At 61.6% G+C, this 25,244-nt stretch carries 22 protein-coding genes, 1 tRNA gene and 1 pseudogene; 11 read left to right on the forward strand and 13 right to left on the reverse strand.

Annotation, left to right across the window (positions count from 1 at the left end; translation table 11 throughout):
- Positions 1-54 precede the first annotated feature (54 nt).
- Positions 55-363, reverse strand: a pseudogene (gene rplU, locus ACST81_RS02560) (50S ribosomal protein L21); the annotation flags it as partial.
- A 290-nt stretch (positions 364-653) separates the two neighbouring features.
- Between rplU and ACST81_RS02565 the strand changes: the two are divergent.
- From ACST81_RS02565 to ACST81_RS02590, 6 genes are all read left to right on the forward strand, one after another.
- Positions 654-743 (forward strand) — tRNA-Ser (locus ACST81_RS02565).
- A gap of 448 nt (positions 744-1,191) precedes the next feature.
- On the forward strand, positions 1,192-1,944 hold the full coding sequence (locus tag ACST81_RS02570; protein WP_438751237.1) for a response regulator: 753 nt from the start codon (positions 1,192-1,194) through the stop codon (positions 1,942-1,944).
- Complete coding sequence (locus tag ACST81_RS02575; protein WP_438751238.1) at positions 1,941-3,941, forward strand: hybrid sensor histidine kinase/response regulator; 2,001 nt, start codon at positions 1,941-1,943, stop codon at positions 3,939-3,941. The genes ACST81_RS02570 and ACST81_RS02575 overlap by 4 nt, the downstream gene beginning before the upstream one ends.
- A 129-nt stretch (positions 3,942-4,070) precedes the next feature.
- A complete protein-coding gene (locus ACST81_RS02580; RefSeq protein WP_438751239.1) occupies positions 4,071-4,508 on the forward strand; it encodes a globin family protein in 438 nt (145 codons plus the stop codon).
- A 125-nt stretch (positions 4,509-4,633) separates the two neighbouring features.
- On the forward strand, positions 4,634-5,773 hold the full coding sequence (locus ACST81_RS02585) for a cache domain-containing protein (RefSeq protein WP_438751240.1): 1,140 nt from the start codon (positions 4,634-4,636) through the stop codon (positions 5,771-5,773).
- 74 nt (positions 5,774-5,847) lie between these two features.
- The gene (locus ACST81_RS02590; protein WP_438751241.1) at positions 5,848-6,858 is read left to right on the forward strand and encodes a hypothetical protein; all 1,011 of its coding nucleotides are present in this window, start codon (positions 5,848-5,850) and stop codon (positions 6,856-6,858) included.
- A gap of 5 nt (positions 6,859-6,863) precedes the next feature.
- On the opposite strand, the gene uxuA is transcribed toward ACST81_RS02590, so the two are convergent.
- The gene (uxuA, locus tag ACST81_RS02595) at positions 6,864-8,039 is read right to left on the reverse strand and encodes a mannonate dehydratase (protein WP_438751242.1); all 1,176 of its coding nucleotides are present in this window, start codon (positions 8,037-8,039) and stop codon (positions 6,864-6,866) included.
- A 116-nt stretch (positions 8,040-8,155) separates the two neighbouring features.
- On the opposite strand from uxuA, the gene ACST81_RS02600 reads away from it, so the two are divergent.
- Genes ACST81_RS02600 through ACST81_RS02610 form a run of 3 tightly spaced genes read left to right on the forward strand, consistent with a single transcriptional unit; the run spans position 8,156 to position 10,391 of the window.
- Entirely contained in the window at positions 8,156-8,872 is a 717-nt protein-coding gene (locus tag ACST81_RS02600) for a FadR/GntR family transcriptional regulator (protein ID WP_438751243.1), read from the forward strand.
- A 25-nt stretch (positions 8,873-8,897) separates the two neighbouring features.
- Entirely contained in the window at positions 8,898-9,683 is a 786-nt protein-coding gene (locus ACST81_RS02605) for an SDR family NAD(P)-dependent oxidoreductase (protein WP_438751244.1), read from the forward strand.
- Between the two features lie 21 nt (positions 9,684-9,704).
- The gene (locus ACST81_RS02610) at positions 9,705-10,391 is read left to right on the forward strand and encodes a D-lyxose/D-mannose family sugar isomerase (protein ID WP_438753350.1); all 687 of its coding nucleotides are present in this window, start codon (positions 9,705-9,707) and stop codon (positions 10,389-10,391) included.
- A 250-nt stretch (positions 10,392-10,641) separates the two neighbouring features.
- On the opposite strand, the gene ACST81_RS02615 is transcribed toward ACST81_RS02610, so the two are convergent.
- Positions 10,642-11,550: an AraC family transcriptional regulator gene (locus ACST81_RS02615; RefSeq protein ID WP_438751245.1), complete on the reverse strand. Its 909-nt coding sequence runs from the start codon at positions 11,548-11,550 to the stop codon at positions 10,642-10,644.
- Between the two features lie 101 nt (positions 11,551-11,651).
- Here ACST81_RS02615 and ACST81_RS02620 point away from each other — a divergent pair, with 101 nt between their 5' ends.
- The gene (locus ACST81_RS02620; RefSeq protein WP_438751246.1) at positions 11,652-12,407 is read left to right on the forward strand and encodes an SDR family oxidoreductase; all 756 of its coding nucleotides are present in this window, start codon (positions 11,652-11,654) and stop codon (positions 12,405-12,407) included.
- A gap of 257 nt (positions 12,408-12,664) precedes the next feature.
- On the opposite strand, the gene ACST81_RS02625 is transcribed toward ACST81_RS02620, so the two are convergent.
- The 7 genes from ACST81_RS02625 to ACST81_RS02655 form a co-directional block, all read right to left on the reverse strand.
- Complete coding sequence (locus ACST81_RS02625; RefSeq protein ID WP_438751247.1) at positions 12,665-13,417, reverse strand: hypothetical protein; 753 nt, start codon at positions 13,415-13,417, stop codon at positions 12,665-12,667.
- Between the two features lie 113 nt (positions 13,418-13,530).
- On the reverse strand, positions 13,531-14,901 hold the full coding sequence (locus tag ACST81_RS02630; RefSeq protein ID WP_438751248.1) for an alpha-glucosidase/alpha-galactosidase: 1,371 nt from the start codon (positions 14,899-14,901) through the stop codon (positions 13,531-13,533).
- Between the two features lie 20 nt (positions 14,902-14,921).
- Positions 14,922-16,592 carry an ABC transporter ATP-binding protein gene (locus tag ACST81_RS02635; RefSeq protein WP_438751249.1) on the reverse strand — a complete coding sequence of 557 codons (1,671 nt, stop codon included), beginning with the start codon at positions 16,590-16,592 and terminating at the stop codon, positions 14,922-14,924.
- 10 nt (positions 16,593-16,602) lie between these two features.
- Positions 16,603-17,724, reverse strand: coding sequence for an ABC transporter permease (locus tag ACST81_RS02640; protein WP_438751250.1), 1,122 nt, complete (start codon positions 17,722-17,724; stop codon positions 16,603-16,605).
- Positions 17,721-18,734, reverse strand: coding sequence for an ABC transporter permease (locus tag ACST81_RS02645; RefSeq protein ID WP_438751251.1), 1,014 nt, complete (start codon positions 18,732-18,734; stop codon positions 17,721-17,723). The genes ACST81_RS02640 and ACST81_RS02645 overlap by 4 nt, the downstream gene beginning before the upstream one ends.
- An 87-nt stretch (positions 18,735-18,821) precedes the next feature.
- Positions 18,822-20,909 carry an ABC transporter substrate-binding protein gene (locus tag ACST81_RS02650; RefSeq protein ID WP_438751252.1) on the reverse strand — a complete coding sequence of 696 codons (2,088 nt, stop codon included), beginning with the start codon at positions 20,907-20,909 and terminating at the stop codon, positions 18,822-18,824.
- Between the two features lie 163 nt (positions 20,910-21,072).
- Positions 21,073-22,545 carry an alpha-glucosidase/alpha-galactosidase gene (locus ACST81_RS02655; RefSeq protein ID WP_438751253.1) on the reverse strand — a complete coding sequence of 491 codons (1,473 nt, stop codon included), beginning with the start codon at positions 22,543-22,545 and terminating at the stop codon, positions 21,073-21,075.
- A gap of 212 nt (positions 22,546-22,757) precedes the next feature.
- Between ACST81_RS02655 and ACST81_RS02660 the strand changes: the two genes are divergently transcribed.
- Entirely contained in the window at positions 22,758-23,678 is a 921-nt protein-coding gene (locus ACST81_RS02660) for an AraC family ligand binding domain-containing protein (RefSeq protein ID WP_438751254.1), read from the forward strand.
- Positions 23,679-23,686: 8 nt separating this feature from the next.
- Here the strand turns inward: ACST81_RS02660 and ACST81_RS02665 are convergent, their stop codons facing one another.
- The 3 genes from ACST81_RS02665 to ACST81_RS02675 all read right to left on the reverse strand — a co-directional run bounded on the left by ACST81_RS02665 (position 23,687) and on the right by ACST81_RS02675 (position 25,169).
- Positions 23,687-23,863: a hypothetical protein gene (locus ACST81_RS02665; protein WP_438751255.1), complete on the reverse strand. Its 177-nt coding sequence runs from the start codon at positions 23,861-23,863 to the stop codon at positions 23,687-23,689.
- A 210-nt stretch (positions 23,864-24,073) separates the two neighbouring features.
- The gene (locus tag ACST81_RS02670; RefSeq protein ID WP_438751256.1) at positions 24,074-24,577 is read right to left on the reverse strand and encodes a pyridoxamine 5'-phosphate oxidase family protein; all 504 of its coding nucleotides are present in this window, start codon (positions 24,575-24,577) and stop codon (positions 24,074-24,076) included.
- Positions 24,578-24,608: 31 nt separating this feature from the next.
- Positions 24,609-25,169, reverse strand: a complete 561-nt coding sequence (locus ACST81_RS02675) for a type 1 glutamine amidotransferase domain-containing protein (RefSeq protein ID WP_438751257.1) — start codon at positions 25,167-25,169, stop codon at positions 24,609-24,611.
- Between the last annotated feature and the right edge of the window lie 75 nt (positions 25,170-25,244).

Raw genomic sequence — 25,244 nt, forward strand, 5'->3', positions numbered from 1 at the left:
TGCGGTGGCGTCTTCAGACTTCTTGGAAGCCTTCTTCGCCTTCGCGCCGGCAACAGCGGCGATGTCCAGGATGCGGACAGTCGTCTGATGCTGGCGGTGACCGCGAGTGCGCTTCGAGTTCTGGCGACGGCGCTTCTTGAAGGCGATGACCTTCTTGGCGCGGCCGTGTTCCACAACTTCGGCGCTGACAACGGCACCTTCGACAAACGGAGCACCGATGGTTGCATCGGCGCCGACGCCGACCATCAGGATCTCGGTGAATTCGATCTTATCGCCTGCGGCGCCTTCCAATTTTTCAATCGTCAGAACGTCGTTGGCTGCCACGCGGTACTGTTTACCGCCGGTCTTGATGACTGCGAACATTTTTTATCCTTTCATGTTCGTTCCGGCTCTTCGATCAAGTCGAGGCCGTCTTTTTGGTCAGTCGGGATGACAAGACCTTTCGATCCTGCCGGTGAACGGGCACAATAGAAACCCGGCGCGGTGAGGGCATGCCACACCACTTCGATTGCGCGAATTACTGGAAGCCATGAAAACTGTCAAGGCGAAAGACGGGAAATAGCTTGATATTCCTCGTCATGCCCTCTTGTCATTGCCGAAAACTGCCGCTATGAACCGCCTCGCGCTGAACAAGCGTCGACCAAGGATGACCCGGAGAGGTGGCTGAGAGGTCGAAAGCACCGCACTCGAAATGCGGCATACGGGCAACCGTATCGTGGGTTCGAATCCCACCCTCTCCGCCATTGTCAGCATGGCCCCTCGTTTTTTCTCAGTTAGCTTTTGGATTGCCGTGAAAACGGCTTATGCCCAATCGCTTGCTCGGCAGTTGGTATCGCGGGTTTACCGAAACAGCTTGCACGGAGTTCATACTCGGCGCTTCAGGCCGGATGCCTGCTGCAGCGGCATGTCATCACATCCGTCAGAGGCTGTTTCAGCCCTGTATCCTTGTCTGCAGATTCGGTCGGCCTCTCGGTTCCAAGGGATGTCAGATCCTCTGAAACAATCCCCGTCTCCGCCTCCCGCCAGACCGCAAGAAATCACCAACACCAAGTTGTGTGTGCAAATTTCCTGATATACCTTGCCCCATGCCCAGTGTAGGGCACCGTGCTTCGGATGATGGAGCATGCGTGTCGTGTCCGGTTGGGGCATGAACATCAGCTGTCTCGGGAAACGGCAGCCGGGGGCGCGTTCATGAGCGAAAGTCTTTCCACGCGATTGCCCCGCCTCATCGTCGTGGACGATGAGGCGCAGCTGCGCGACATGATTGCGGAATATCTGCAAAGGGGAAATTTTTCCGTTCGCACGGCGTCCGGCGGCGCGGCGCTTGATCAGCTTCTGGCGGCGGAAGATGCGGACTTGCTGCTGCTCGATGTCAACATGCCGGATGAGGACGGGTTTTCGATTACCCGGCGTCTGCGCGCCGGCAGCAATATACCGATCATCATGCTGACCGCCGCCGTCGATACCATCGACAAGGTTGTCGGCCTCGAGATGGGCGCGGATGATTACATCACCAAGCCATTCGACCTGCGCGAATTGAAGGCGCGTATTCGCGCGATCCTGCGCCGGAATCAAGGCATGGTGCCGCCGCCGTCGATCGCATCGGTCGACGGGGACGAATCGACGAGACTGCAGCCTTTCGGCAAGTTGATGCTCGACGTGGAAGCCCGCTGTCTCGTCCAGTCGGATGGGGTGCGGGAGGGCCTGACGGCAATGGAATTCGACCTGATCCAGGTTTTCCTGCAAAATCCCGACCGGGTGCTGACACGGGACCGGCTGCTCGATCTCGCCAACAAGCGTGACAATGATCCCTTCGACCGCAGCATCGATGTCCGGGTGACACGCATCCGCAAGAAGGTCGAGCACGATCCCGCCAAGCCCCAGGCTATCAAGACCGTCCGGGGGGTGGGCTATATCTATACGCCGGGGAAACTTACGCCATGACCGAGGTCTTTCAGGAGAGCGAGGACATGACATCCGCAGACGCACCGACCGAGGCTCCGGCGCTTCTGGACCTGCTTTTCGCCGGCGTGCTCGATTGCGCCGCCCATGTCGATCGCGACTGCCGCTACCGGGCCGTCAACGCGGCCTTTCTCGAATTCGTGGGGCGCCCGAGACACGAGGTGGTTGGTCATGCGGTTCGCGACATCCTGGGCGAGGTGGTCCATCAATCCTGCGAGCAGATGATCGAACAACTCCGGCCGGGCGAGACGCTTCGGCGCGAGGGATGGCTGGATTGTGGTCCGCGCGGCATGCATTACCTTGGGCGGGCGATCACGGCCCTGCCGGTTGCCGGGGGCGTGTCGGGTTTCATAGTCATCCTGCGCGATCTCACCGAACTGCACCGCCAACAGCAGGATATCGCCGAGCGGATCGAGGCGCAGAAGGCGAGCGAAGCCTATCACGCCGCCATCATCCGGACGGCGCTGGACGCGGTCGTCGTGATCGATGAAGCCGGTATCGTCGTCGACTTCAACCCGGCCGCGGTCTCGATCTTCGGCTACAGCCGCGAGGCTGCGGTCGGGTCGCAGATCGCGGATCTCATCATTCCGCATGCCCTGCGCTCCGCCCATGACACCGGCATGACATCCTACCTGGAAACCGGCGTGAGCCGCGTTCTCGGCAAGCGTCTCGAACTGGAGGCGCTGCGGGTCGACGGCACGCAGATTCCGGTGGAGCTGACCATTGCCGATGTGACGCTCGGGGCGAAACGGCTGTTTGCCGCGCATCTGCGAGACCTGACCGCCGTTCGCGCGGCACAGGCGGAAATCCTGCGCCAGGGCGAAGCCCTGCATCAGAAGGACAAGCTTGCGGCGCTTGGATCGCTGCTCGCCGGTGTCGCGCATGAGCTGAACAACCCGCTGTCGATCGTCATCGGGCAGGCCATGATGCTGCGGGAAAGGATCACCGAGGCCGCAACCCATCAGTTGGCCGGCGAGGAGCTTGCGCAGCGCAGCGCCAAGATCGAGAGTGCCGCCAATCGCTGCGCAAAGATCGTGCGCAGCTTTCTCGACATGGCGCGGCAGCGCAAGACCGAACGGCAGGCCGTGCCGTTACCGCATCTGGTCCGCGAGGCGCTCGATCTTCTCAAATATAACCTGCACAGCTCCGCCGTTATCGTCGAAACGGACGTTGCCGAAAACTTGCCGTCCCTTTGGGTCGATCGGGATCAGTTGCATCAAGTTCTCATCAATCTGGTGATCAACGCCCATCAGGCACTTGAGGAAAAGCGCGAGGGGAAGCGGCGCATCCATATCGCAGCCGAGGCGAGGACGGAGGATGGTGTGATGCTGCTGAGCGTTTCCGACAACGGCCCCGGCATTGCCCCGGATATCCGCTCGCGCATCTTCGATCCCTATTTCACCACCAAGCCGCAGGGTTTCGGCACCGGCATCGGCCTTGCCGTTTCGCGCGGCTTGATCGAAGCCCATGGCGGCGCACTCGATCTCGACGACCGGCCGGGCGGCGGTGCCCGTTTCGTCATTCGCCTGCCGCTGGCATTGGGACAGCACTCGGGCGAAAGCACTGCTCCGGCGGACACCGTGCCGGTGCCCGTCGTCTCGAACAAGCGTCTTCTGGTCGTCGATGACGAGGCCGATATCGCCGATCTGCTCAGCGACATGGCCGGGCAATTGGGGTTCAACATCGTCATTGCCGATAGCGGGCAAAGCGCAATCGCGCGGCTGGAGCAGGGTGATTTCTCGCCGACTGCCATTCTCTGTGACATCCACATGCCCGGCGGCGACGGCCCGGGTTTCTACGATTGGCTGCAAAAGGCTCGTCCAGAGTTGACGACCCGCATCGCTTTCGTCACTGGCGATACGCTCGGCCCGGCGGCGGGACGGTTCCTTGCCCGTTGCGGCTGTCCGGTCATCGAAAAGCCGTTCACGCCGCAGGATATTCGCCGCATCCTTCACTCGCTGATCGTCCAGGACGAGTAATTTGCGAAAATCTTCATTTAAAGTTTGCTTCTGAAACAATTGAAACATTTTTGCGCAATCCGCGAACTTCAACTGAAACATTCGCCTGCGATTGTTCGATCATTCCAAGACAATTGCAGGAGAATGGAGATGCAGGAAGCCGAAATTGCGCTGCTGGAAGGCAGCTTTGCCGAAGTATTCAAAGTTCGCGGCGATGCCGCCGCGCTGTTCTACGAGCGGCTCTTCATCCATGATCCTTCGCTGAAGCCGATGTTCGACAGGGCCGACCTGCGCGAACAGGGCAAGAAGCTGATGATGGCGCTTGCCCTCGTCGTCGGCGCCTTGCGCAAGCTCGATACCGTTGTGCCGGCCTTGCGTGGGCTGGCGGTCAAGCATAGCGGCTACGGCGTTCGCGACGAGCACTATGCCATTGTCGGTGCTGCCCTTCTGGAAACGCTTTCGCTCTTCTTCGGCGCGCGCTTTACGCCTGAACTGCACGCTGCCTGGGCAAAGGCTTACGGAACGGTCAGCGCCGTCATGATCGAGGCCGCCCGCGAGCAGCCCCGGCGTATGGCTGCCGCATCCTGAAATTGCGACGGATTCGTCGTCCTCTTCACCGCCATCACCCCAAAAATAATCCGTCCGCCGCCCTGTCGAGGGAAAGTTCGGCATTGTAAAAGGTTTCAAGGGGATTTCTGACGGGTGAGATGAGAATGAGATTTCGCCGTAGCGCACCTATTGCGATCATCGTCGCGATCGTTCTCGTCGTGACCGGCGCGGCCTTTATTTCCAATCGGCTGTTTTCCGGCATGACGGATGCCGTCGAGGCGGATCAGTTCCGGGTCATGGGAGCAATCGTCGAGACCGCGATCCGCGATGCGGAAAACAAGGCGCTGGCCCGCGCCGAATTGCTCGCCGACCTGCCGACCGTCCAGAAGCTTATGGGCGCCGGGGACAGGATGGGCCTCGAAGCAGAACTGTCGAACATGTTCACAAACCAGAAAGCGCGGCACGGCGTTGATCAGGCGCAATTTCACATTCCGCCGGCGACATCCTTTCTACGACTGCATGATCCCGCCACCTTCGGCGACGATCTGACGCCGTTCCGGCCGCTGGTGGTTGCTGTCAATCGCGAGCGCGTACCGCTCAAGGGCGCCTCGGTTGCGCGCAACGGCCCGGCGATTTTCGGTGTTTCTCCGGTTTTCGATGCCGCCGGAAAGCATCTCGGCAGTGTCGAGATCGGGATCGCCTACGGTCCCCTGATGGCGGCCTTGAAGACGGCCTATGGCGTCGATCTCGGCCTGTTCGTCGAAGAGGCGGTGCTGAAGCAATATGCGCAGGGGATCGACCCGGAGCGCATGGGCGAGGAAAACAGGATCGGCCGCTTCATCCGTTTCGAAGCCACCAACGCGCAACTGATCGCCGAACTCGCAGGCGCGCAGGATATTTCCGTCGTCAACGAGCCGGTCCGCTATGTGCGAGAAGCGCAAGGGCTCACGCGCGGCGTGTTGCTGCTGCCCGTCAACAGCAGTTCGGGAACGCCGCTCGGCGTCATCGCCGCGACCATGGATTTCAGCGCTTCGCGCGCCGCCGTCAATCGGTCGCTGATCTGGCAGAGTGTCATCACGCTGGTCGCCATTCTGGCGCTCTCCGGCTTCGTGCTGGTGGTGCTGCGGGGTTTCCTGATTCGACCGCTACAGGTGCTCGGTGAACGGTTCGAGGCAGTCGGCGCCGGCGAGCCGTTGACGCCGATTGCAGGCGCGGAGACCTTTCCAAGCGAGATGCAACCCTTCATCACGCTTTACGACAAGGTCCGGTCGCGACGTGGTGACGCCGGCAAGGCATCGTCATGAGGGGCTTGAAGCCTTTTCGGGCCATTTTGCGCTGGGTTGCACTCTTCATCCTTGCCGCGCTTTCGAGCCCGGCCATGGCCGCGGCCGATCTGCCGCGCGACAGCGGTCTGCCGGTCGTCGTCCAGGCTGGTGCCTCCTTCCTGAAGCTCGAGAGTTTCGACGAAAATGCCGGAACGTTCCGCGCAACTGTCGATATCCGCCTGCGGTGGATGGACAAGCGGCTGGCGATATCGGGTCCGATCGTCGGTGTGCCGCCGCAGACATTGCGCGACAGCGCCGCGGAAGAAAAGATGAAGGCAATTTGGGTGCCGCCGGTCGTGCTCGCCAACCAGGCTGGCGAGGCGGCGCTCTCGGATTACGGGCTGCGGATCTATCCGACGGGGCGCGTTGAATTGCTGCACCGCGTGACCGCCGATTTCAGCGTGGATGTCGATGTGGCGCGATTTCCCTTCGACCGGCAACGCCTCGCGGTGAACATGGCGGTCGCCGGGCTGACGCTTGCCGAGGTGGCGCTTCGGTTCGACCAGTCCGATATCGACTACAGCCGCCCGTCGGTGAATGCGGATCTGGCCGGCTGGAGCATCGGTCTTGTCGATCTTCGCAGCATTCCGCAACCCGGCTGGTACAACAGCACGCATGCGCAGGTGACCGCCTCGCTCGATATTACCCGGCAGCCCGGCGTGGTGGTGGCGTCGATCTTCATCCCGCTGTTCGCCTCGCTGTTGATCCCGCTTTTGGCGATCTGGCTGAACCACATGGAAGACGGCGTTTTCCAGGTCGATACCCATGAAATGGTCAACATCATCATCGGTGGCCTGTTTGCCGTCATCGCGCTGAATTTCACCGTCTACAGCACCTATGTCGTGCTTTCGAGCGGCGACAACACGGTCAACCGGCTGTTCGCACTGAATTACCTGACGCTGGCCTCGGCGCTGTTCATCAACATCCTGTTTGCCCGCTTCAACTTCGTGAGCCGGGTTTTGGGGCCTTACGTGCAGGAACAGGCCTATATGGTTTTGATGTGGGCCATCCCCAGCCTGATCCTCATCCTGGCGACCGCCTTCATGCTGGTCGCCTGGGTCTGAACGCTTCAGGTGAGTTGGTCGACGGCGGCGATGACGCCCCGCAATTCGGCCAGCCCCTTGAGGCGGCCGATGCAGGAATAGCCGGGGTTGACCTTCTTCTTCTGGTCGTCGATCAGCAGATGGCCGTGATCGGGCCGCATCGGGATGACGCTGTCCGCCCGCCCCGCCCTTATTCGCCGGCGTTCCTCCGCCCGCAACACCGAGATCAGCGACACCATGTTGACGTCGCCGCCCAGATGCTCCGATTCGATGAACGATCCGTCCGGCTCCTTGGCTACATTGCGCAGATGGGCAAAATGGATGCGGTCGGCGAAGCGCCTGGCCATGGCGACCACGTCATTTCCGGCGCGTGAGCCATAGGAGCCGGCGCAGAGCGTGATACCATTCGCCGGCTCATCGACCGCACTCAACAGCGTCTGCACGTCCTCTTCCGTCGAGACGACGCGCGGCAGGCCGAACAGCGAGAATGGCGGATCGTCGGGATGGACGGCGAGCCGGACGCCGTTCTCCGCCGCCACCGGCACGACTTCCTTCAAGAATTCGATGAGATTGGAACGCATGTCGGCAGGCGAGGTATCGTCGAAAGAAGCGATCTCGGCGCGGATCTTTTCGCGGGTATGGCTGTCCTCGCCGCCGGGCAGGCCGGCGATGATGTTCTTTTCGAGCGTCAGGATCTCGGCCTCGCTCATGCCGGCAAGGCGCTGCCGGGCCGTCTCGATGACATCAGGATCGTAGCTTTCCTCGGCCGCGCGGCGCTTCAGCACGAAGACGTCATAGGCGACGAAATCGATCATGTCGAAGCGCAGCGCGTAGCCGCCGGCCTCGGTCGGATACATCAGGTTTGTGCGGGTCCAGTCGACCACCGGCATGAAATTGTAGCAGACGACGGGCACGCCGCCCTTGCCGAGATTGGCGAGGCTCTGCTTCCAGGCATCGAGATAACGCCGCCACTCGCCATCGCGCCGCTTGATCGCCGAATTGATCGGGATGGATTCGCAGACAGCCCATGTCATGCCAGCCTTGCGTACCAGCGCCATGCGCTCGGCGACATCGTCCGGCGTCCAGATCCGGCCGTCATAAATATGGTGAAGGGCCGTCACGACGCCATGGGCGCCCGCCTGACGCGCATCCGACAGGGTGACCGAATCCTGCGGTCCGAACCAGCGCCAGCTTTCAAGCATATCCCTGCCTCCGTTATAATGTTGGACAATTAAGCGATATTTTGCCGTTGTGACAAGATATTCCTGTTGATCATGGGATTATGTGGGTCTTATTATGGGCTCTCAAGCTGAGGAACATGATGAAGACGGCCCCGGAAGACGGCAATCGCGCATCGGCGGTCGATGGCATGGTGGCGCATATTCGCGGGCTGATCCGCGAACGTGGGTTGACCGTCGGCGATGTTCTGCCGAGCGAGGCGGAACTGGCTGTCATGTTCGACGCCAGCCGCAACACGGTGCGTGAGGCCTTCCGGACGCTAAAGGCCTATGGTGTCGCCGAATCGCGCCAGAAGGTCGGGGCGGTGCTGACGGACCAGCATCAATCGGCGATGTGCGATCTCTTTTCCTTCGCCATGGATATTTCCGTCGATGCCTTTCGCGACATCCAGGGCTATCGGCGGCTGACGGAGATGAATCTGTTCGATCTCCTGGCCGAGCGCATCGACGAGGCGGTGCTTTCCGAAATGGAGGCGCTCAACGCCGGGATCAGCGAAGCGGCGACGCCGGAAGAGGCTTCGGATCTGGATTACCAGTTCCACAAGCTGATGGTGGACACGGCCGGCAATCGGACGCTGTCGGAGACCTATGGCATGCTGAAGCCGGTGATCAGCCGCCTGATGTTGGCGGGGAAATCACAACGCCTTGTGCGCGAGGGGGTGACGGCGGAACATGCCGATATCATCCAGGCGCTGCGCAACCGCGACCGGATCGGCTTTGCCTTTCACATGAACCGCCATCTGGACGCCGGGCTGGAATTCATTCCGCCGGCTGACGCGAAGCATGGGCTGAAATGATGCTTGAAGATGAGGGAGACCGGTCATGAGTGAATTTGCGGGCAAGGTCGCGGTGGTAACCGGAACGACCGGGATCGGACGTGCCGTGGCGCTGCATCTCGCCCGTGCCGGCGCATCCGTTGCCTCGCTCGGGATCGACCGGGCGGCCAATGCCGAACTGGAAGCGCTTGGTACGCAGGAGGGCCTGCGGCTTGCCGTCTTCCACACGGATGTTTCGGTGCCGGACAGCGTGCGCGCCAGCATGACGGCCGCAGTCGGGCGCCATGGCGGTCTCGATATCATCGTCAATGCGGCGGCGGTCCATCCCTACGGCACGGCCGAATCGACGCCGTTCGAGACCTTCATGCATTGCCTCGCCGTCAATGTCGGCTCGATCCATCTGACCGCGGAGTATGGCGTGCCGGAAATGCGCAAGCGCGGCGGCGGCGTCATCGTCAACCTGTCGAGCGTGCAGGGCCACGCCTGCCAGAGCGGTGTCTCCGCCTATGTCGCCTCCAAGGGCGCCATTCATGCGCTGACGCGGGCCATGGCGCTGGATTTTGCTGCCGATCGCATCCGTGTCGTCTCGATCAGTCCAGGCTCCGTTCGCACCCCAATTCTGGAACTGGCGGCCCGCACCTTCGAGGGCGAGGATGCCGATATCGACAGCGTCTTCCAGCGTTTCGGGGCCGCGCATCCGCTCGGGCGGATCGGCGAGCCGGAGGAGGTGGCGGCCTTGGCGGCGTTCCTCGCCTCGGACAAGGCGGGTTTCATCACCGGCTCGGACCACCGGATCGACGGTGGTCTCACCGCCGGCATCGGCGTACGTTAGGAGGCAATCATGACCGCTCCCATGAAACGCTCGACCATCAATGCCATCATGCGCGAGGGCGAAGCCTTCATGCGCTCTTTCGGCTATATCCTGCCGCCGTTTTCGCGCTGGTCGCCGGAGGAAATGCGGGCGCGCAGGCAAGAGATCGACGGCATTACCGGGACAGCACTCGGCTGGGATATCACCGATTTCGGGCTTGGAGATTTCGAGCGGACAGGCCTGTTCCTGTTCACCGTGCGCAACGGCCGTTTCGCTGACCTGCAGCGCGGTCGCGGCATGCTCTACGCCGAAAAGGCGATGATCGCCCGCAAGGACCAGGTGACGCCGATGCACCGGCATCTGCTGAAGGCCGAGGATATCATCAATCGCGGCGGCGGCACGCTGGTGATCGAACTGTTCGGTGACAGCGACGGGGTCTGCGACCGGAGCAAAGGCACGCGGGTGGCGACCGACGGTATCTGGCGGGAGTTGAAACCCGGCCACAAGCTGCGTCTTTCCCCCGGCGAAAGCGTCACCCTGATGCCCGGCGACTGGCACGCCTTCTGGGGCGAGGGTGCAGACGTCTTCGTCGCGGAGGTTTCCACCGTCAATGATGACAATACCGACAATATCTTCGAGGATCCGGCCGTTACGCGCTTTTCCGGCATAGAGGAGGATGAGGCGCCGTTGCATCTGCTGGTGCCGGATTATGGGGTTTGGTTGAAGTAGGGGATTCGACGGATTTCTGTCGGCAAAGGGTTTGTGCAGGGCAAATCGCATACGGAAAGTCCCCTCCCCAACCCCTCCCCACAAGGGGGAGGGGCTTCGCCTGCCGCCTCGTCCGGAGCCTGAAAACAGGGGACGGCGGCAGGGTCTCTCCCCCCTTGTGGGGGGAGATGGCCAGAGGGGGTCTTTCTATATGCGATAGCCCTGGGGTTTGTGTGTCGCCCCGAACGTCCCTCAATCCCCGTCATCTCCCCTACGCCGCCTCTCCCGCCGTCCGCGCATAATGCGTCGGCGGAAGGCCGACGAAGCGGGTGAAGGCGACGCTGAAGGTGCTGGCGGAACTGTAGCCGACGCGTTCGGCGATCTCGGCGATGCCGGCTTGCCTGCGGCGCAGGAGGTTCTTGGCGAGCGCCATGCGCCAGGACAAGAGATATTCCATCGGCGCGACGCCCATGGCACGGCTGAACCTGTCGAAGAAGGCGGAGCGGGAAAGGGATGCTTCCCTGGCAAGTTCAAGCACGGTCCAGGCGCGGGTCGGCTCCTCGTGCATGCGGCGGATGGCGGCGGCGAGGCGGCCGTCGGAAAGACCGCGCAGCAGGCCAGGTGACGCGCCCGTTCCGGCCGTGGAACGCAGCGCCTCGATCAGCAGGACTTCGAGCAGCCGTGCCAGGATGACTTCCCGGGCAGGCCGTTTCGCACGTGTTTCTTCCACCAGCAACTGGACGATGGTCGACAACCGTTGTTCGCCGCCGACATGGATGAGTGCGGGAAGCAGCGAGACGAGCAGGGCGGCATCGGGGGAGCCGAAGGTGAAATGGCCGACCAGCATGCGCACATCCGGTTCAGCATCGGGATCGCCGAGCCGGACGCCACCCTCGACCATGGTGACATGCAGTGGGTCGTAACCATCTGTGCCGTCCATGTCGTGGCTCGATACGGTGAAATCGTAGGCCGCGGGAATGAGCACGAAGTCACCCGCGTCGAGGCGCACCGGCGCCATACCGTTGGCCGCAAGCAGGCAGGAGCCCTGCAGCACCACATTGTAGAAAGGCTTTCCCGTTTCCGACCGCTGCACGCGCCAGCTGCCGGCGGCGCTGACGGTCTTCGCCATCGGTGCGCTGGGTTGTAACAGGCCGACGACTTCGGCGAGAGGATCGACCATAACCGGACTCTTACGGATGTTTTAAGGACTTTGAACTGTAGAGCGTACGGAATGCTGCGTCTATGGTCCCGTCATCGCAAAACGACTGAAAGGGTCCTGCCATGAAAACCGTTCTCATCACCGGGTGCTCGTCCGGCTTCGGCCATGAAATCGCAACCTATTTTCTCGCGCGTGACTGGAACGTCATCGCCACGATGCGCACGCCGCGACCCGACGTCCTGCCGCAATCGGAGCGGTTGCGCGTGCTCGCCCTCGACGTCACCGATGCGGCAAGCATCCGCGATGCGGTTGAAGCGGCCGGGCCGATCGATGTCCTCGTCAACAATGCCGGCGTCGGTTTTCTCAATGCGCTGGAAGGCACGCCGATGGAAATGGCGCGTGATGTCTTCGAAACCAACACGATCGGCACGATGGCGATGAGCCAGGCCGTGCTGCCGCAGTTCCGCGAGCGCCGCGACGGTATCATCATCAATGTCACGTCCACGGTGACCGTGAAGCCGCTGCACCTGCTCTCCGTCTATACCGCCAGCAAGGCGGCTGTGAACGCGTTCAGCGAGGTGCTGGCGCTGGAGCTCGAACCGTTCAATATCCGGGTAAAGGTCGTCTTGCCGGGCCGGGCACCGGGCACGCGGTTCGGTGACAATGCGCGCGGCCGGATCGAGGCGGCCGGCGGTTTTCCGGAGGCCTATGCCGGGCTGGTACAAAGCGTCTTTGCACAATGGGCAGAGCAGCCGGCATCCGAGATCACACAGGCCGTCGATGTGGCCGAAGCCGTCTGGCGCGCCGCGACGGACCCGTCATGCCCGGCCTTCCTGCCGGCAGGCGCGGATGCCGTCGCGGTTTACGGGCAGCGTTGAATTTTGCGGTTGCCGTCGGTCTTGGGTTCGGCGGTCGCATATGAAACAGTCCCCTCCCCAACCCCTCCCCACAAGGGGGAGGGGCTTAACCTGCCGCTCTGTCCGTCATGTGAAACGAGGGCCGGCGGCTGGGTCTCTCCCCCCTTGTGGGGGAGATGGCCGACAGGCCAGAGGGGGTCTTTTTTCCATATGCGATAGCCCTCGTCTTCGGGGCCGGCGGCATACGCATCGTACCCTTCTGCCGGAAAGCTTCTGGATCACCCCTCTCGCGTCGAGATCGCCGTCACCGCCAGCGTGGTAAACCCGCTGATGGCGATGGCGGCATGGGCCGGGGTGGGGATGGCGCCACAGAGGCTGCCGGTGGTGATGATCCGGCCCTTGGCGACAGTTTCGGTGATGGTATTGGCAAACAGCAGGAAGGCGGCGACGGGGTCGTCGTTCGGGTGCTTGCCCGGGCCTTCGAAGACGGTATCGCCGTTGATGGTGATGGTCAGCGGATAGGACTGGCCGGGTTCGATCAGTTTGGCCGGCAGTTCCTCGCCGCGCACATAGCCGGCATTGCCGAGCCGGTCGGCAAGGAAGAGCAGGGCGGGCGACTTGCTGCCGTCATCCAGCCGGTGGCCCAGGAATTCGACACCGGAATAGATGCCGGCGACATAGCCAAGCAGCGTTTCGCGGGTGTAGGGCGTGCCGCCTGCGGGTGTCAGGTCCTTGCCGAGCACGAAGCAGATCTCCACTTCCAGCGCATCGACGGCGGGACGCTCGAAGCCGGCGGTTCCCGATTCACTGGCATGGGTAATATGCGCCATCGGCGCCGAGACCGAGCCGCCGTCCGGCCGGATCGCCACCTTGTAGCCACCCGTCAGCCAGTTGTTGAGGGCCAGCGTCTCGCGTTGCACGGCAAAGGCCTCGGCGGGCGTGACTGGTTCCGAAAGCGACACGGATTTGAGCCGGATTCCCCGTTTGTCGGCATCGGAGAGTTGGTTGGCGAGGGCGTCGGTTGCGGGCATATCGTTCTCCTGAGCGCGGCAAGGTGCTGTTCTTTTCGATCACACTCGGGACAAAAGGAAAACCCCGGAATTGTTGTTCCGGGGCTTCCTGTCGCATAACGGGGAGGGAGACGTTATGCGGCCTGAACTTTCTTCGCCACGCGCGCCCATTCCGGGATCCAGGTGCCGTGCGCGGTGAGCAGGTCATCGGTCAGCGACCAGATCTGGTCGAGGTCGAGTTCGGCCGCCGTGTGCGGATCCATCATTGCAGCGTGGTAGAGGTGCTCTCGGTTCTCGGTCATCATTGCCGCGACGGTGAGTTCCTGCACGTTGATATTGGTGCGGATAAGGGCCGTCAGTTGTGGCGGCAGGGCGCCGATATAGGTCGGCTGGATGCCGTTTTCATCGACGAGGCAGGGCACTTCGGCGGCGCAATTGTCCGGCAGCGAGGTGATGCAGCCGTTGTTGCGCAGGTTACCGTAGATGACGGAAGGTTCGCCGGTCCAGACCGAGTTCATGATTGAGGACGCGTATTCCTTCGACTGCGCGACTTCGATCTTGTCGGCTGAACGGAAGGCGGCGGCCTGGCCCTTCCAGCGCTCGACCTGCTCGATGCAGCGCTTCGGATATTCGTCGAGCGGAATGCCGAATTTCTCGATCAGGTCCTCGCGGCCTTCCTTGATGAAATAGGGCGTGTACTCGGCGAAATGTTCCGAGCTTTCGGTGACGAAATAGCCGAGACGGGTCAGCATCTCGTAGCGCACCTTGTTGGGGCAGCGCGGGTTCCAGGTCGGCTTCGGCGCCCGGCCTTCGCGGTAGCCGCGCACCAGATCCGGATAGAGATCGCGGTAGGAACCGTCGGGCTGGCGATGCTCGAACTTCAGGTAGAAGGCCATGTGGTTGATGCCGGCCGAGCGATACCGGATTTCGTCGTAAGGGATATCGAGATCGTGGGCGAGTTCCATCGCCGTGCCCTGGACGGAATGGCAGAGGCCGACCTGCTTGATCTTGGGATACTTTTCCGAGATCGCCCAGGTGTTGATCGCCATCGGGTTGACGTATTGCAGCAGGATCGCCTCGGGGCAGACCTGCATCATGTCCTCGCAGATCGACCAGAGATGCGGAACCGTGCGCAGGCCGCGCATGATGCCGCCGACGCCGAGCGTATCGGCGATGGTCTGGCGCAGGCCGTATTTTTTCGGCACTTCGAAATCGGTGACAGTGCAGGGTTCATAGCCGCCGATCTGGAAGGCAACGACAACGAAATCTGCCCCTTCCAGCGCCTTTTTCTGGTTGGAATGCAGCTCGATGGTGGCTTTTGCATCAAGCGTCGAGATCAGCTTGCGGACGACGACTTCGCTTTCCTCCAGCCGCTGCGGATTGATGTCCATCAGCGCGATCTTGGCGCCGGACAGAGCCGGACGTTGCAGCACGTCGCCGATGATGTTCTTCATGAAAACGGTCGAGCCGGCGCCGATGAAGGTGATCTTGGGTTGTCTCGTCATGATATGCCTCTGTCTGTCGGTTAGGCGGCTACGTCGAAGGCGGCGCGGACGAGCCGTTCGGTGTAGGCGGTCTTGGGATGGGTGAGAACGTCTTCGACCGGACCTTCTTCGACGATCTTGCCGTGCTGCATCACCACCACCCGGTGGCAGAGCGCGCGCACGACTTTGAGATCGTGGGAGATGAAGAGATAGCTCAGTCCTTTCTCGTCCTGCAGCTTGCGCAGCAGTTCGATGATCTGGGCCTGCACGGAGAGATCGAGTGCCGAGGTGGGCTCGTCGAGCAGGATGAATTCGGGCTCCAGCGCCACGGCCCGGGCAATGGCGATGCGCTGGCGCTGGCCGCCGGAAAATTCGTGCGGGAAGCGCGACAGGATATTATTGGGCAGGCCCGCGCTGTTCAGCGCTTCCTTCACCCGTTCCAGCCGCTCGTTGCGGGTGGCTCCGAGCTTGTTGACAACAAGGCCCTCCTCAATGATCTGGCCGACCGACATGCGCGGGTTGAGCGAGGAGAACGGGTCCTGGAAGACGATCTGCATGCGTGAGCGCAGGGGGCGCATTTCCTCGCGGCTCTTACCCTCTATCGGCTGGCCGTCGAACAGGATCTCGCCGCTGTCGGCCGCGAGCAGCTTGACCAGCGCCTGGCCAAAGGTGGTCTTTCCCGAGCCGGATTCGCCAACGAGGCCGAGCGTCTCATGCCGGTGGAGCTTCAGGCTGAGGCTGTCCACTGCGACCAGTTCCTTCAGTTGCGGCCGGAAGAAGCCGCCGGCCTTCAGCATGAAGGAAACACGCACGTCGCGGCCTTCCAGAATGGCGGCGGAATCGACCGGTAGCGGATTGGCGATGCCCTTCGGCTCGGAATTGAGCAGGTGGCGGGTATAGGGATGCTGCGGGTCCTGGAACAACGCGGAGGTGGTGTTGTGCTCCTTCACCTCGCCGTTCTGCATCACATAGACATAGTCGGAAAACTGGCGAACGACCGTGAGGTCGTGGGTGATCAGGATCACCGCCATGCCGATCGTCTTCTGCAGGTCGCGGATCAGGTTAAGGATCTGCGCCTGCACCGTCACGTCGAGCGCCGTCGTCGGTTCATCGGCGATCAGCACGTCCGGATTGTTGGCGAGCGCCATGGCAATCATGATGCGCTGGCGTTGGCCGCCCGAAAGCTGGTGCGGATACTGGTTGAGCCGGGTTTCCGGATCGGGGATTTGAACCTGACGCAACAGTTCCAGCGTCCGCTGCGTTGCCTGTGCCCGGTTCATCTTCTGATGCACGCGGATCGCTTCAATAATTTGGGTGCCGATCGTATAGACCGGGTTCAGCGAACTCATCGGCTCCTGGAAGATCATTGAGATGCGGTTGCCGCGCAGCGCCCGGCGCTGGCGGTCGGAGAATTTCAGGACGTTCTTGCCGTCATATTCGATGCTGGAGCGATCCGAGACCCTGGCGCGCTTGGTGAGCAGGCCCATGACGGTGCGGGCGGTGACTGATTTTCCCGAGCCGGATTCGCCGACGACGGCGATCGTTTCGCCGCGATAGAGCTGGAAGGAGACGTCCTTCACCGCATCGACCGTGCCATGCTCGACCTTGAACTTCACCCCGACATGGCGGGCGTCGATGATGGGTTTGCCGACGGCTGCGGCATGGTCGTGCCGCTGTTCGGGAGCGAGTGTGCTGATATCCACGAGTGCCATGGTCGTCTCCTCAGTACGGGTCGACGGCGTCGCGCAGGCCATCGCCCAGCGCATTGAACGCAAAGACGGTGATCAGCACGAAGGCCACGGGGGACAGGATCCAGGGATAGGATCCGATGACGGAATAGGTGGCGGTATCCTGCAGCATCAAGCCCCAGGACATCAGTGGCGGCTTCACCGCGAAACCGAGGAAGCCGAGGAAGGATTCGAGCAGCACCACATTGGGGATCGCCAGTGTCACGGCGACGATGACGTGGCTCATCACATTGGGGAAGATGTGCTGGAAGATGATGCGCCGGTCGGTGGCGCCGATCGCCATGGCGGCGCGGACATAATCGATCCGCGCCAAGGCCAAGGTCTTGCCGCGCACCTCGCGCGACATCTGCGCCCAGCCGAGCGCCGACATGACGAAGATGACGAAGGCGAGGAAGACATTGGTCGGCGCCGTCACCGGGATGAGCGAGGTCAGCGCCAGATAGAGCGGCAATTGCGGGAAGGCGAGGACCAGTTCGACAAAGCGCTGTGTCCAGGCATCGAAGCGGCCGCCGAAATAACCGGAGACCATGCCGACCGTGGTGCCGACGACCGTCACGATGAAGACGACAGTGAGCGCGATCATCAGCGAGACGCGGGAGCCGTAGAAGATGCGTGACAGCACGTCACGGCCGAACTTGTCGGTGCCGAGGAAGTTGACCGGCGTGCCGTCGGTCGCACCGAAGAAATGGCGCTCGGTCGGGATCAGTCCGAAGAGCTTGTATTTGAAGCCCTTGACGAAGAAGCCCAGGTTGAGCGGATTGGCATAGTCCGGACCGACGATCGGCTGGAAGGTGATCGGGTCGAGTTCCGTGCCCTCGCCGACCTTGTAGCTGCGCGGCCAGACGAGATTGCCGTCCTGATCGGTGATGCTGATCGTCTGCGGCGGGGCAAAGCCGACGCCGGTCAGCTTCGGATCCACGGGTGAAAAGAACTCGGCAAAGATCGTCATCAGCATCAGCATGCAGACGAGAATAAGGCCGGCCATGCCGGTCCAGGAGGTGCGCAGGCGCCGCCAGACGAGCGAGAGATAGGTCTCGTTGCCATGATGGGGGGCGGGAACCGGAATGGTGGAAACGGTTTGAACATCGGCTTTCATGCGTGTGCTCCTCCACCCAGGCGGACACGGGGATCAAGCATCGCCAGAAGCATGTCGGCGATGATATTGCCGACGATCAGGGTTGCCGACAGGACCAGCATGAAGGTCGCAGTGACATAGACGTCGCCCACCCACATGGAGCCGACAATGGCCGGGCCGACGGTCGGGAGCGCGAAGATGATGGCCGTCTCGATCTCGCCGGTCAGCATGTAGGGCAGGACGACGCCCTGATACATGATCAGAGGGTGAAGCGCGTTCGGCACGGCATGACGCATGATCACGGCGCTTTCGGAGAGGCCCTTGGCGCGGGCGGTCTCGACATATTGGGCGTTCAGCGTATCCAGCAGATTGCCGCGCATCACCCGCATATTGTAGGCAAGGCCGCCGAAGGTGGCGATGGCGATGACCGGCCAGACATGTTTCAAGAGATCGACGAACTTGTCCCAGGACCAGGGCGCCCCACCGTATTTGGCGGAGTTGAAGCTGTTGATCTCGCTGACATTGAAATGGAAGACAAGGATATAGACGATGATCAGCGCCATCAGGAAGCGCGGCACCGTCATGCCGAGGAAGGAAATGCCGGACAGAAGGCTATCGACCCAGGTGTATTGCCGCGTGGCGGCCAGGATGCCGAAGGTGATGCCGATGACGGACGCGAGGATATGGCAGACGAGCGCCAAAGCCAGCGTGCGCGGCAGGCGTTCGCCGACGACGTCAGCCACGGGCTTGTTGTAATAGAGGCTGTGGCCGAAATCACCGCGGGTGAGTATGCCGGTCATCCAGTTGATGTACTGAACGGGCAGCGGCTTATCGAGGCCGTTGGCGATCTTGTAGGCCTGGGCCTGGGCGTCGGCCTGCTCGAAGCTGGCGCCGCCCTGATTGATCGCCTGGGAGCGGATGTAGTCGCTATAGTCTCCCGGCGGCGCCTGGATGATCGCGAAGGTCACGACGCTCAGCACGAATAGAACGGGTATGGCGGACGCTATGCGCACAAGCAGAAATCGGAACATGGCTGTTAGGTTCTCTTGTGTGTTTCGGGGTGTCCGTCTCCGGCCGTCTTAAGGCGACGGCCGGAGGGAAGTTGCAGATCGATCAGATCAGTTCGACAGACCCTTCTCGCCCGGCTTGCCGGGGAGCTGGTCCTTGAACAGTTCGTAATCGGCCTGCTTGTCGGCGGCGACGTAGACGCGTTCGCGGATGATCGTGTCCTCGGCCCAGTTGAACATGTAGATCGGCGCACCGACCGGAATGTTGGAGAAGCGCTTGTTGATCATCAGGGCGCCCGGATATTCCGTCAGGCCGACGGCATCGATGTTTTCCGTCGAGACCTTCTGGTACTGCTTCATCAGATCGGCGCGCTCGTTGACATCGTTCGAGGTGACGAATTTGTTGACGATATCGACCATCTCCTGCTCGAACGGCATCAGGTCGAGCGTGCCGTCCGTGCCGCCACGATGATGCCAGCTGGTGCGCGGGCCGGTCGCGGCAAGCTGCGGCGTGTTCTGCACCACCGAGGCGATTTCGGAGCCATTGCGCAGCACCATCCAGTCGAAGCGGCCGGCGTCGCGGGCCGCGTCACGCTTGGTGCCGTCCATGGAGTTGAGCACAACCTTGATGCCGAGCTGTTCCATCTGGCCGATCACGCCTTCGGCAAGGTTGCGGTCCGTCGTGTAGTCCGAGCTGGCGAGCAGAACGACCTGCACGTCCTGGCCGCCCAGCGTCTCGGCCGGGAAGTTGACGAAGCCGTTGCCGTCGGTGTCCTTCAGGCCGGCCTTTTCGAGCAGAGCCTTGGCGCCATCGAGATCGAACGGATAGTAGACGGTCGACTGGCGATCATAGAAGCTCGTGCCCGATGACAGGCCACCGGGATAGATGGCGGTGAACGGACCCTTGACGAGCGCTTCGCCGATCTTCTTGCGGTCGAGCGCCATGGAGACCCCCTTGCGGAAGTCGAGGTTGCGGTTGAGCTCGCGGACCGCTTTGCCCCGCTCGTCGGGATCACCCCAGCCGTTGCCGGAGAAGTTCAGGTGCAGGTTATAACCGATCAGGCGGGCGCCGAAGGCGAGACGGGCCGGAGCGCTTTCCTGCGCGGCGCGCTTCAGCGATTCGACGAAGTTTTCCGGCTGCTCAAGGTTGGAGATGTCGCCGGAGCCTGCGATCGTCTGCACGTCGCGGTCGGCCCAGGTCGACAGCTTGTAGTGCAACTCATTCAGGTAGGGTAGCTGGTTGCCGTTTTCGTCCACCTTCCAGTAGTAGGGATTGCGGCGCAGGACGATGATATCGTCCGGACGATATTCGACTGGAATCCAGGCGCCCATCGCCGGAATGTTCATGTATTCCGGCGGGAAGCCGTTCTTGTACTGGTCGTAGGTGAAGTCCTTGGCGTATTTCGGATGCTTGGTCTTCAGGATATGCGCCGGGCCGGGGCAGAATGTGCCGTAAGCCATCGAGTAGAGATACTGGCGCGGGAAGGCTTCCTTGAAGGTCCATTCGACCGTGTTGGCGTCGATCGCCTTCAGGGTCGTGCCTTCGCCGAAGGTTTCGGGCGAAGCGCCGTTCAGCGGCGTGACGTTGGGATCGACGATGTTGTCTTCCCAATGGAACATCACGTCCTCGGAGGAGAAGGGAACCCCATCCGACCACTTGGCGCCTTCGACCAGATGCATGGTCAGCTTGTGGCCGTCTTCGGACCATTCCCAGCTCTTGGCCAGATTCGGAAGCGGTTCGACGTCCTTGGCCTCGACCTGATAGAGCGGTGCGGTGCGGGTCAGGCATTCCGAAATACCGATGTCGATGCCGCCCCAGCCCTGGGTCTGGCCGGCGGAATAGTTCCAGCCTTCCGGGCGGCCGCCGATGACGTGGCGCATCGTGTCGCCGTAGACGCCGACGCCATCCGGCATATTGCCGGTCTTGAAGACCATCGGCTCCTTCGGCAGGCGTTCGGCCACCGGTGGCAGCTTGCCGGTCTTGACGAATTTCTCGGTGACCCATTCCGGCTCGTGATATTCCGGCAGCGCCTTGAACTCCAGGATGGAATCGCGGGGCACATAGGTGATCTTGCCCTGTGCCGGGAATGGCGGCTGCTCGGGCACGACGGTCGGCTCGGAAGCCCAGGCATGCAATGCGAAGGCGGACACGCCGAACATCAGCGCGGCCCCCAGTTTCATATGGCGGTTGATTTTCATCGTTTTCTCTCCCTCATACGTCACGCCGCACCGAGATGGGACGGCTCTCCTCCCTTATCGCCAACCCGTGACGACAATACACCTCAAGAGGCGGATACGGCAGTGTCCGCCACTGCGGATCCGCGGCTCTCCTTGCCGAACCGGATCCGTGATTTCGTGACGCTCAGCTTGCGGCCTTGAGCTTCGTTGCTTCCTTTTCGGCGCGCAGTTCGTCGATCGAGCGAACCTCGCGGCGGGCAACGCCGTTCCAGTCGCGGGTCTTGACCGTCGATTTCGCCAGACGCTCCTTCGCGGCCGGGATCGCATGGGCGTATTGCGGCAGCCACTCGGCCTGCGCCACGACCATCTCGTCGACCATCTGCCAGACCTCTTCCGGTGTGCAGATGGCGCCGACCAGCGGATCGTGGAGCACGGCGAGCTTCAGCAGATCGATATCGCCGGTGACGGCAGCGTGGACCGACATGCGCTGGACGTTGATCGAGGAAATGCAGGTGGCCGCACACGCTTCCGGCAGGGTAATGCCGGCAACCATGTTGATTCCAAAGCGATCGACGAAGCCGGGGCTCTCGATGACCGCATCGGCTGGCAGGTTGGTGATGATGCCGTTGTTCTTGACGTTGAAGTGACCGCGATAGATGCGTCCGGTTTCGAGCGCTTCCAGGATATGGCTGGCATGTTCGTTGGAGCGGCGGGCCGGATCGATCGGCTTGCCGGCATCCTCCAGGAATTGCGGGAATTCCGTCTCGAACCAGTTGCGGGTTTCGGTGGAGTAGCGCAGATAGCCGCCGGTTTCGCCGTGGATCCAGTCGGACATGTCGATCCAGCGGGTAATTTCCTCCGGCCGCTTGCGGTACCAGGGCAGGTATTCCGACAGATGGCCGTTGCTCTCGGTGGAATAGACGCCGAAGCGCTTGAGGACGTCGATGCGCAGCTTCTCCTGCTGCGAGAAAACCGGGTGCGCCTCGAAGGCGGCGACCAGCTCTTGCCTGCCAATCTTGCGTCCCTTGACGCGCACATCGGTAAACCAAGTCTGGTGGTTGATGCCGGAGCAGATGTAGTCCAGTTCGCCTTCGCCGGCGCCGAGGATTTCGGCGATCTGTTCGGCGCCGTGCTGGACGCCGTGGCAGAGGCCGATCGTGTCGACCTTGCCGTATTCGATCGCCGCCCAGGTGTTCATCGCCATCGGGTTGGCATAGTTCAGGAACTTGGCGCCCGGCTCTGCCAGTTCGCGGATGTCCTTGCAGAAATCGAGGATGACCGGGATGTTGCGCTGGCCGTAGAGAATGCCGCCGGCGCAAATCGTATCGCCGACGCATTGGTCGACGCCGTATTTCAGGGGGATGCGGATGTCATCGGCATAAGCTGCAAGACCGCCGACGCGCACGCAGGAGATGATGTAACGGGCGCCCTTGATGGCTTCGCGCCGGTCGGTCGAAGCCGTGACCCTGGCGGGCAGGTTGTTGGATTCGACGATCTTGTCGAGGATCGACTTGATCATGCCGAGATTGTGCTCGCTCAAGTCGGTGAGCGCGAACTCGACGTCGCGGAACTCCGGCACGCAGAGAATATCGGTGAAGAGTTTCTTGGTGAAACCGACGCTGCCGGCGCCAATAATGGCTATCTTGAAGCTGCTCATGCTGTCCTCGTCGCTGGTCGTTGGGCCGGGAAGAACGGACAGGGTAAAATCAATGCGCGGGAAAGGGCGCAATTGGACACATATCTTTTCCCGCTAATCCCTGTCTATGCCGCTCCAACCCCGTTTATTTTCCCTTATTGAAGGGCATCTTGCTTTGTTGAGGGGCATTATGCGTATAATGTCGGGTGTCGCCAGAGAGGTATTGTGCTTTCATGGGTAATTCTGTGCTGAAACGTCTGATCGAGAATGGACCGGTGATGCGGACGGTTTCACTGCCGCGCGGACGCCATAGCCTGCACACCATGCCGACCAGCACGGGCTACGAAATTCGCACCGATGCGAGCTACGACTGGGACGGGCGAAAGCGCGGCCAGACGCCGTTCACGGTGCTGCAGCACACGATCGCCGGTGCTGGCAACCTGCGCTACGAAAGCCGCAATTACCGGGTGCGCGAAGGCGAGACGCTGCTGGTGCTGGTGCCGCACAATCATCGCTACTGGCTCGAGCAGAATGGCCGCTGGGAGTTTTTCTGGATTTCCATGAATGGCGAGGAGGCGCTGCGCATTCACCGGGCGATCCTTGCGGCCACCGGTCCGGTGCTCACCCTGAAGCCGGAGACGATCGAGCGGCTGGCCGATTGCAGCCTGCGGCTGATCTCCGGTGGAGCCGATGCGCCGGGCAGTGCGTCGGCTATCGCCTACGAGGCGGCGATGGTGCTCTATGACGATGTCTTCGGTTCCCATCCGGTTTTCAGCCAGGAATATCGGACAATGCAGCACGTGCTCGACCATATCAACGCCCATCTCGAACAGCCGCTACCGGTCGAGAAACTGGCGGACGTCTCCGGCCTCAGCCGGGCGCATTTCTCACGGGTCTTTGCCCTCAGCGAGGGCATGCCGCCGGCGGAATTTGTTCTGCGCAAGCGGTTGCAGCGGGCGACGAAACTGCTGACCAAGGCGGCGCATCTTTCAGTGAAAGAAGTAGCAATCATGTCCGGGTTCGAAGACCCGAACTACTTCGCCAAGGTGTTTCGCCGTTATTTCGGCGCGAGCCCAACGGAGTTCCGCACGACGGGCATGTATTCCAGTATTGCGACCGGTAGCCGGGCCTCTGTGGCCTCGGCCGCCGGATAAGACGGGTATCAGTAAAACAGATGCCAGGGCGTGATGAAGGTCTGGCTTTCCTGCTGGTCCCGCTCCCGCTCGACGGCGATTGCCTCTTCTCGAGCCTTGCGGGCCGATATGTCAACGCGAACCACCTTTTCAGCCTTGGGCGGGGGCGTAAGATAACCGAGCGTCATTCCACCGTGATAAAACATTCTGTTCTCCGACTTGAGCCAATGACCTGTTACCCGGTCTTGGACACAAGACTGACATAATCGGCGGCTCTGTCAATAGTCTATCAAATCCATGCTTTATTCACGCCTTGTTAGCCATGCGGCCGGCATCTTGATTACGCCACTGTAGAGCGCAAAAAAAACGCGCCGCCCGTGAGGTACGGACGAGGCGCCCAGTCTGCACTGATGAGGTCAGTGCGGCAGTGAAATCTGCGTGTGGTAGCCGAGATCCGGCTCCTTGCCGGTGAGATTGGCCTTGGTGATTTCCCAGCCGAACCGCAGCGAGCTGTTGGTCGATGCCCAGATCGAAACGTCGTCGAGTTTCAGCTGCAGCATGGTCAGTGCCGGATCATCCTTGCCGCCCTCAAACCAGGCGGCGACGGGTGCCGACCAGTATTTGTCGATATGTTCGCGCGACTTGACCTCGTCGATCTCGCCAGCGAGGCAGGCGTGATAGTCATGGTCCTTGCTGATCACGCAGAAATGAGCGCGATCATTGGTGCGCAAGGCATCGACCAGGTCGCTGTCGGAGCGGGTGTAGAACCAGATCGAATTGGTTTCCTTTTCGACGAAAGGGGCCATAGGTTGCATATGCTGGCCGGATTCCTCGACGCCCAGCATGCCGGCATGGACGTGTTCGAGAACATCCCACAGCTGCTGCAGCGGATCGGCTTTGGTCTTGGCGATATCGGTCATGATTGTTTCCTTTGTCAGCTTATGAGTGCGATCAGGCAGCGCGGCGTTCGTGGCGGCCTTCCTCGATTTCCTCGATAATCTTGTTGACGAAGGGCGTCAGGTCGCCCGGATTGCGCGAGGTGACAATGCCCTTGTCGGTGACAACGGCTTCATCCGACCAGAGCGCGCCGGCATTCTTCATGTCGGTCTTGATCGAGATGTAGGATGTCATCTTGCGGCCGCGCACGGCGTCGGCCTCGATCAGCAGCCAAGGCGCGTGGCAGATGGCAGCGACGACCTTGCCGGATTTGACGAAGTCACGAACGACGCGCATGGCATCGTCGTCATGGCGAAGGATATCGGGGTTCATCTGGCCGCCCGGCAGGACCAGCGCATCGAAATCATCGATCTTGACGTCGCTGGCGAGCAGGTCGACATCGACCGTATCACCCCAGTCCTTCTTGTCCCAGCTCTTGATCGGCTCGTTCTCGATCGAGGCCACCTTGACGCTGGCGCCGCGCTTCTTCAGTTCTTCCAGCGGCACGCGCAGCTCCGAGCGTTCATAGCCATGGGTCGCGAGGATGAGGATTTTCGATTTGTCGATGAAGGGCATGACGCCATCTCCTGCTGTAAACTTGGGGAGGGTTCGGGCCTACAACGGGTGCGTCCGGCAATCGTTCCGATAATT

The organism is Pararhizobium sp. O133, from assembly GCF_051669845.1.
Lineage (GTDB): Bacteria > Pseudomonadota > Alphaproteobacteria > Rhizobiales > Rhizobiaceae > Pararhizobium.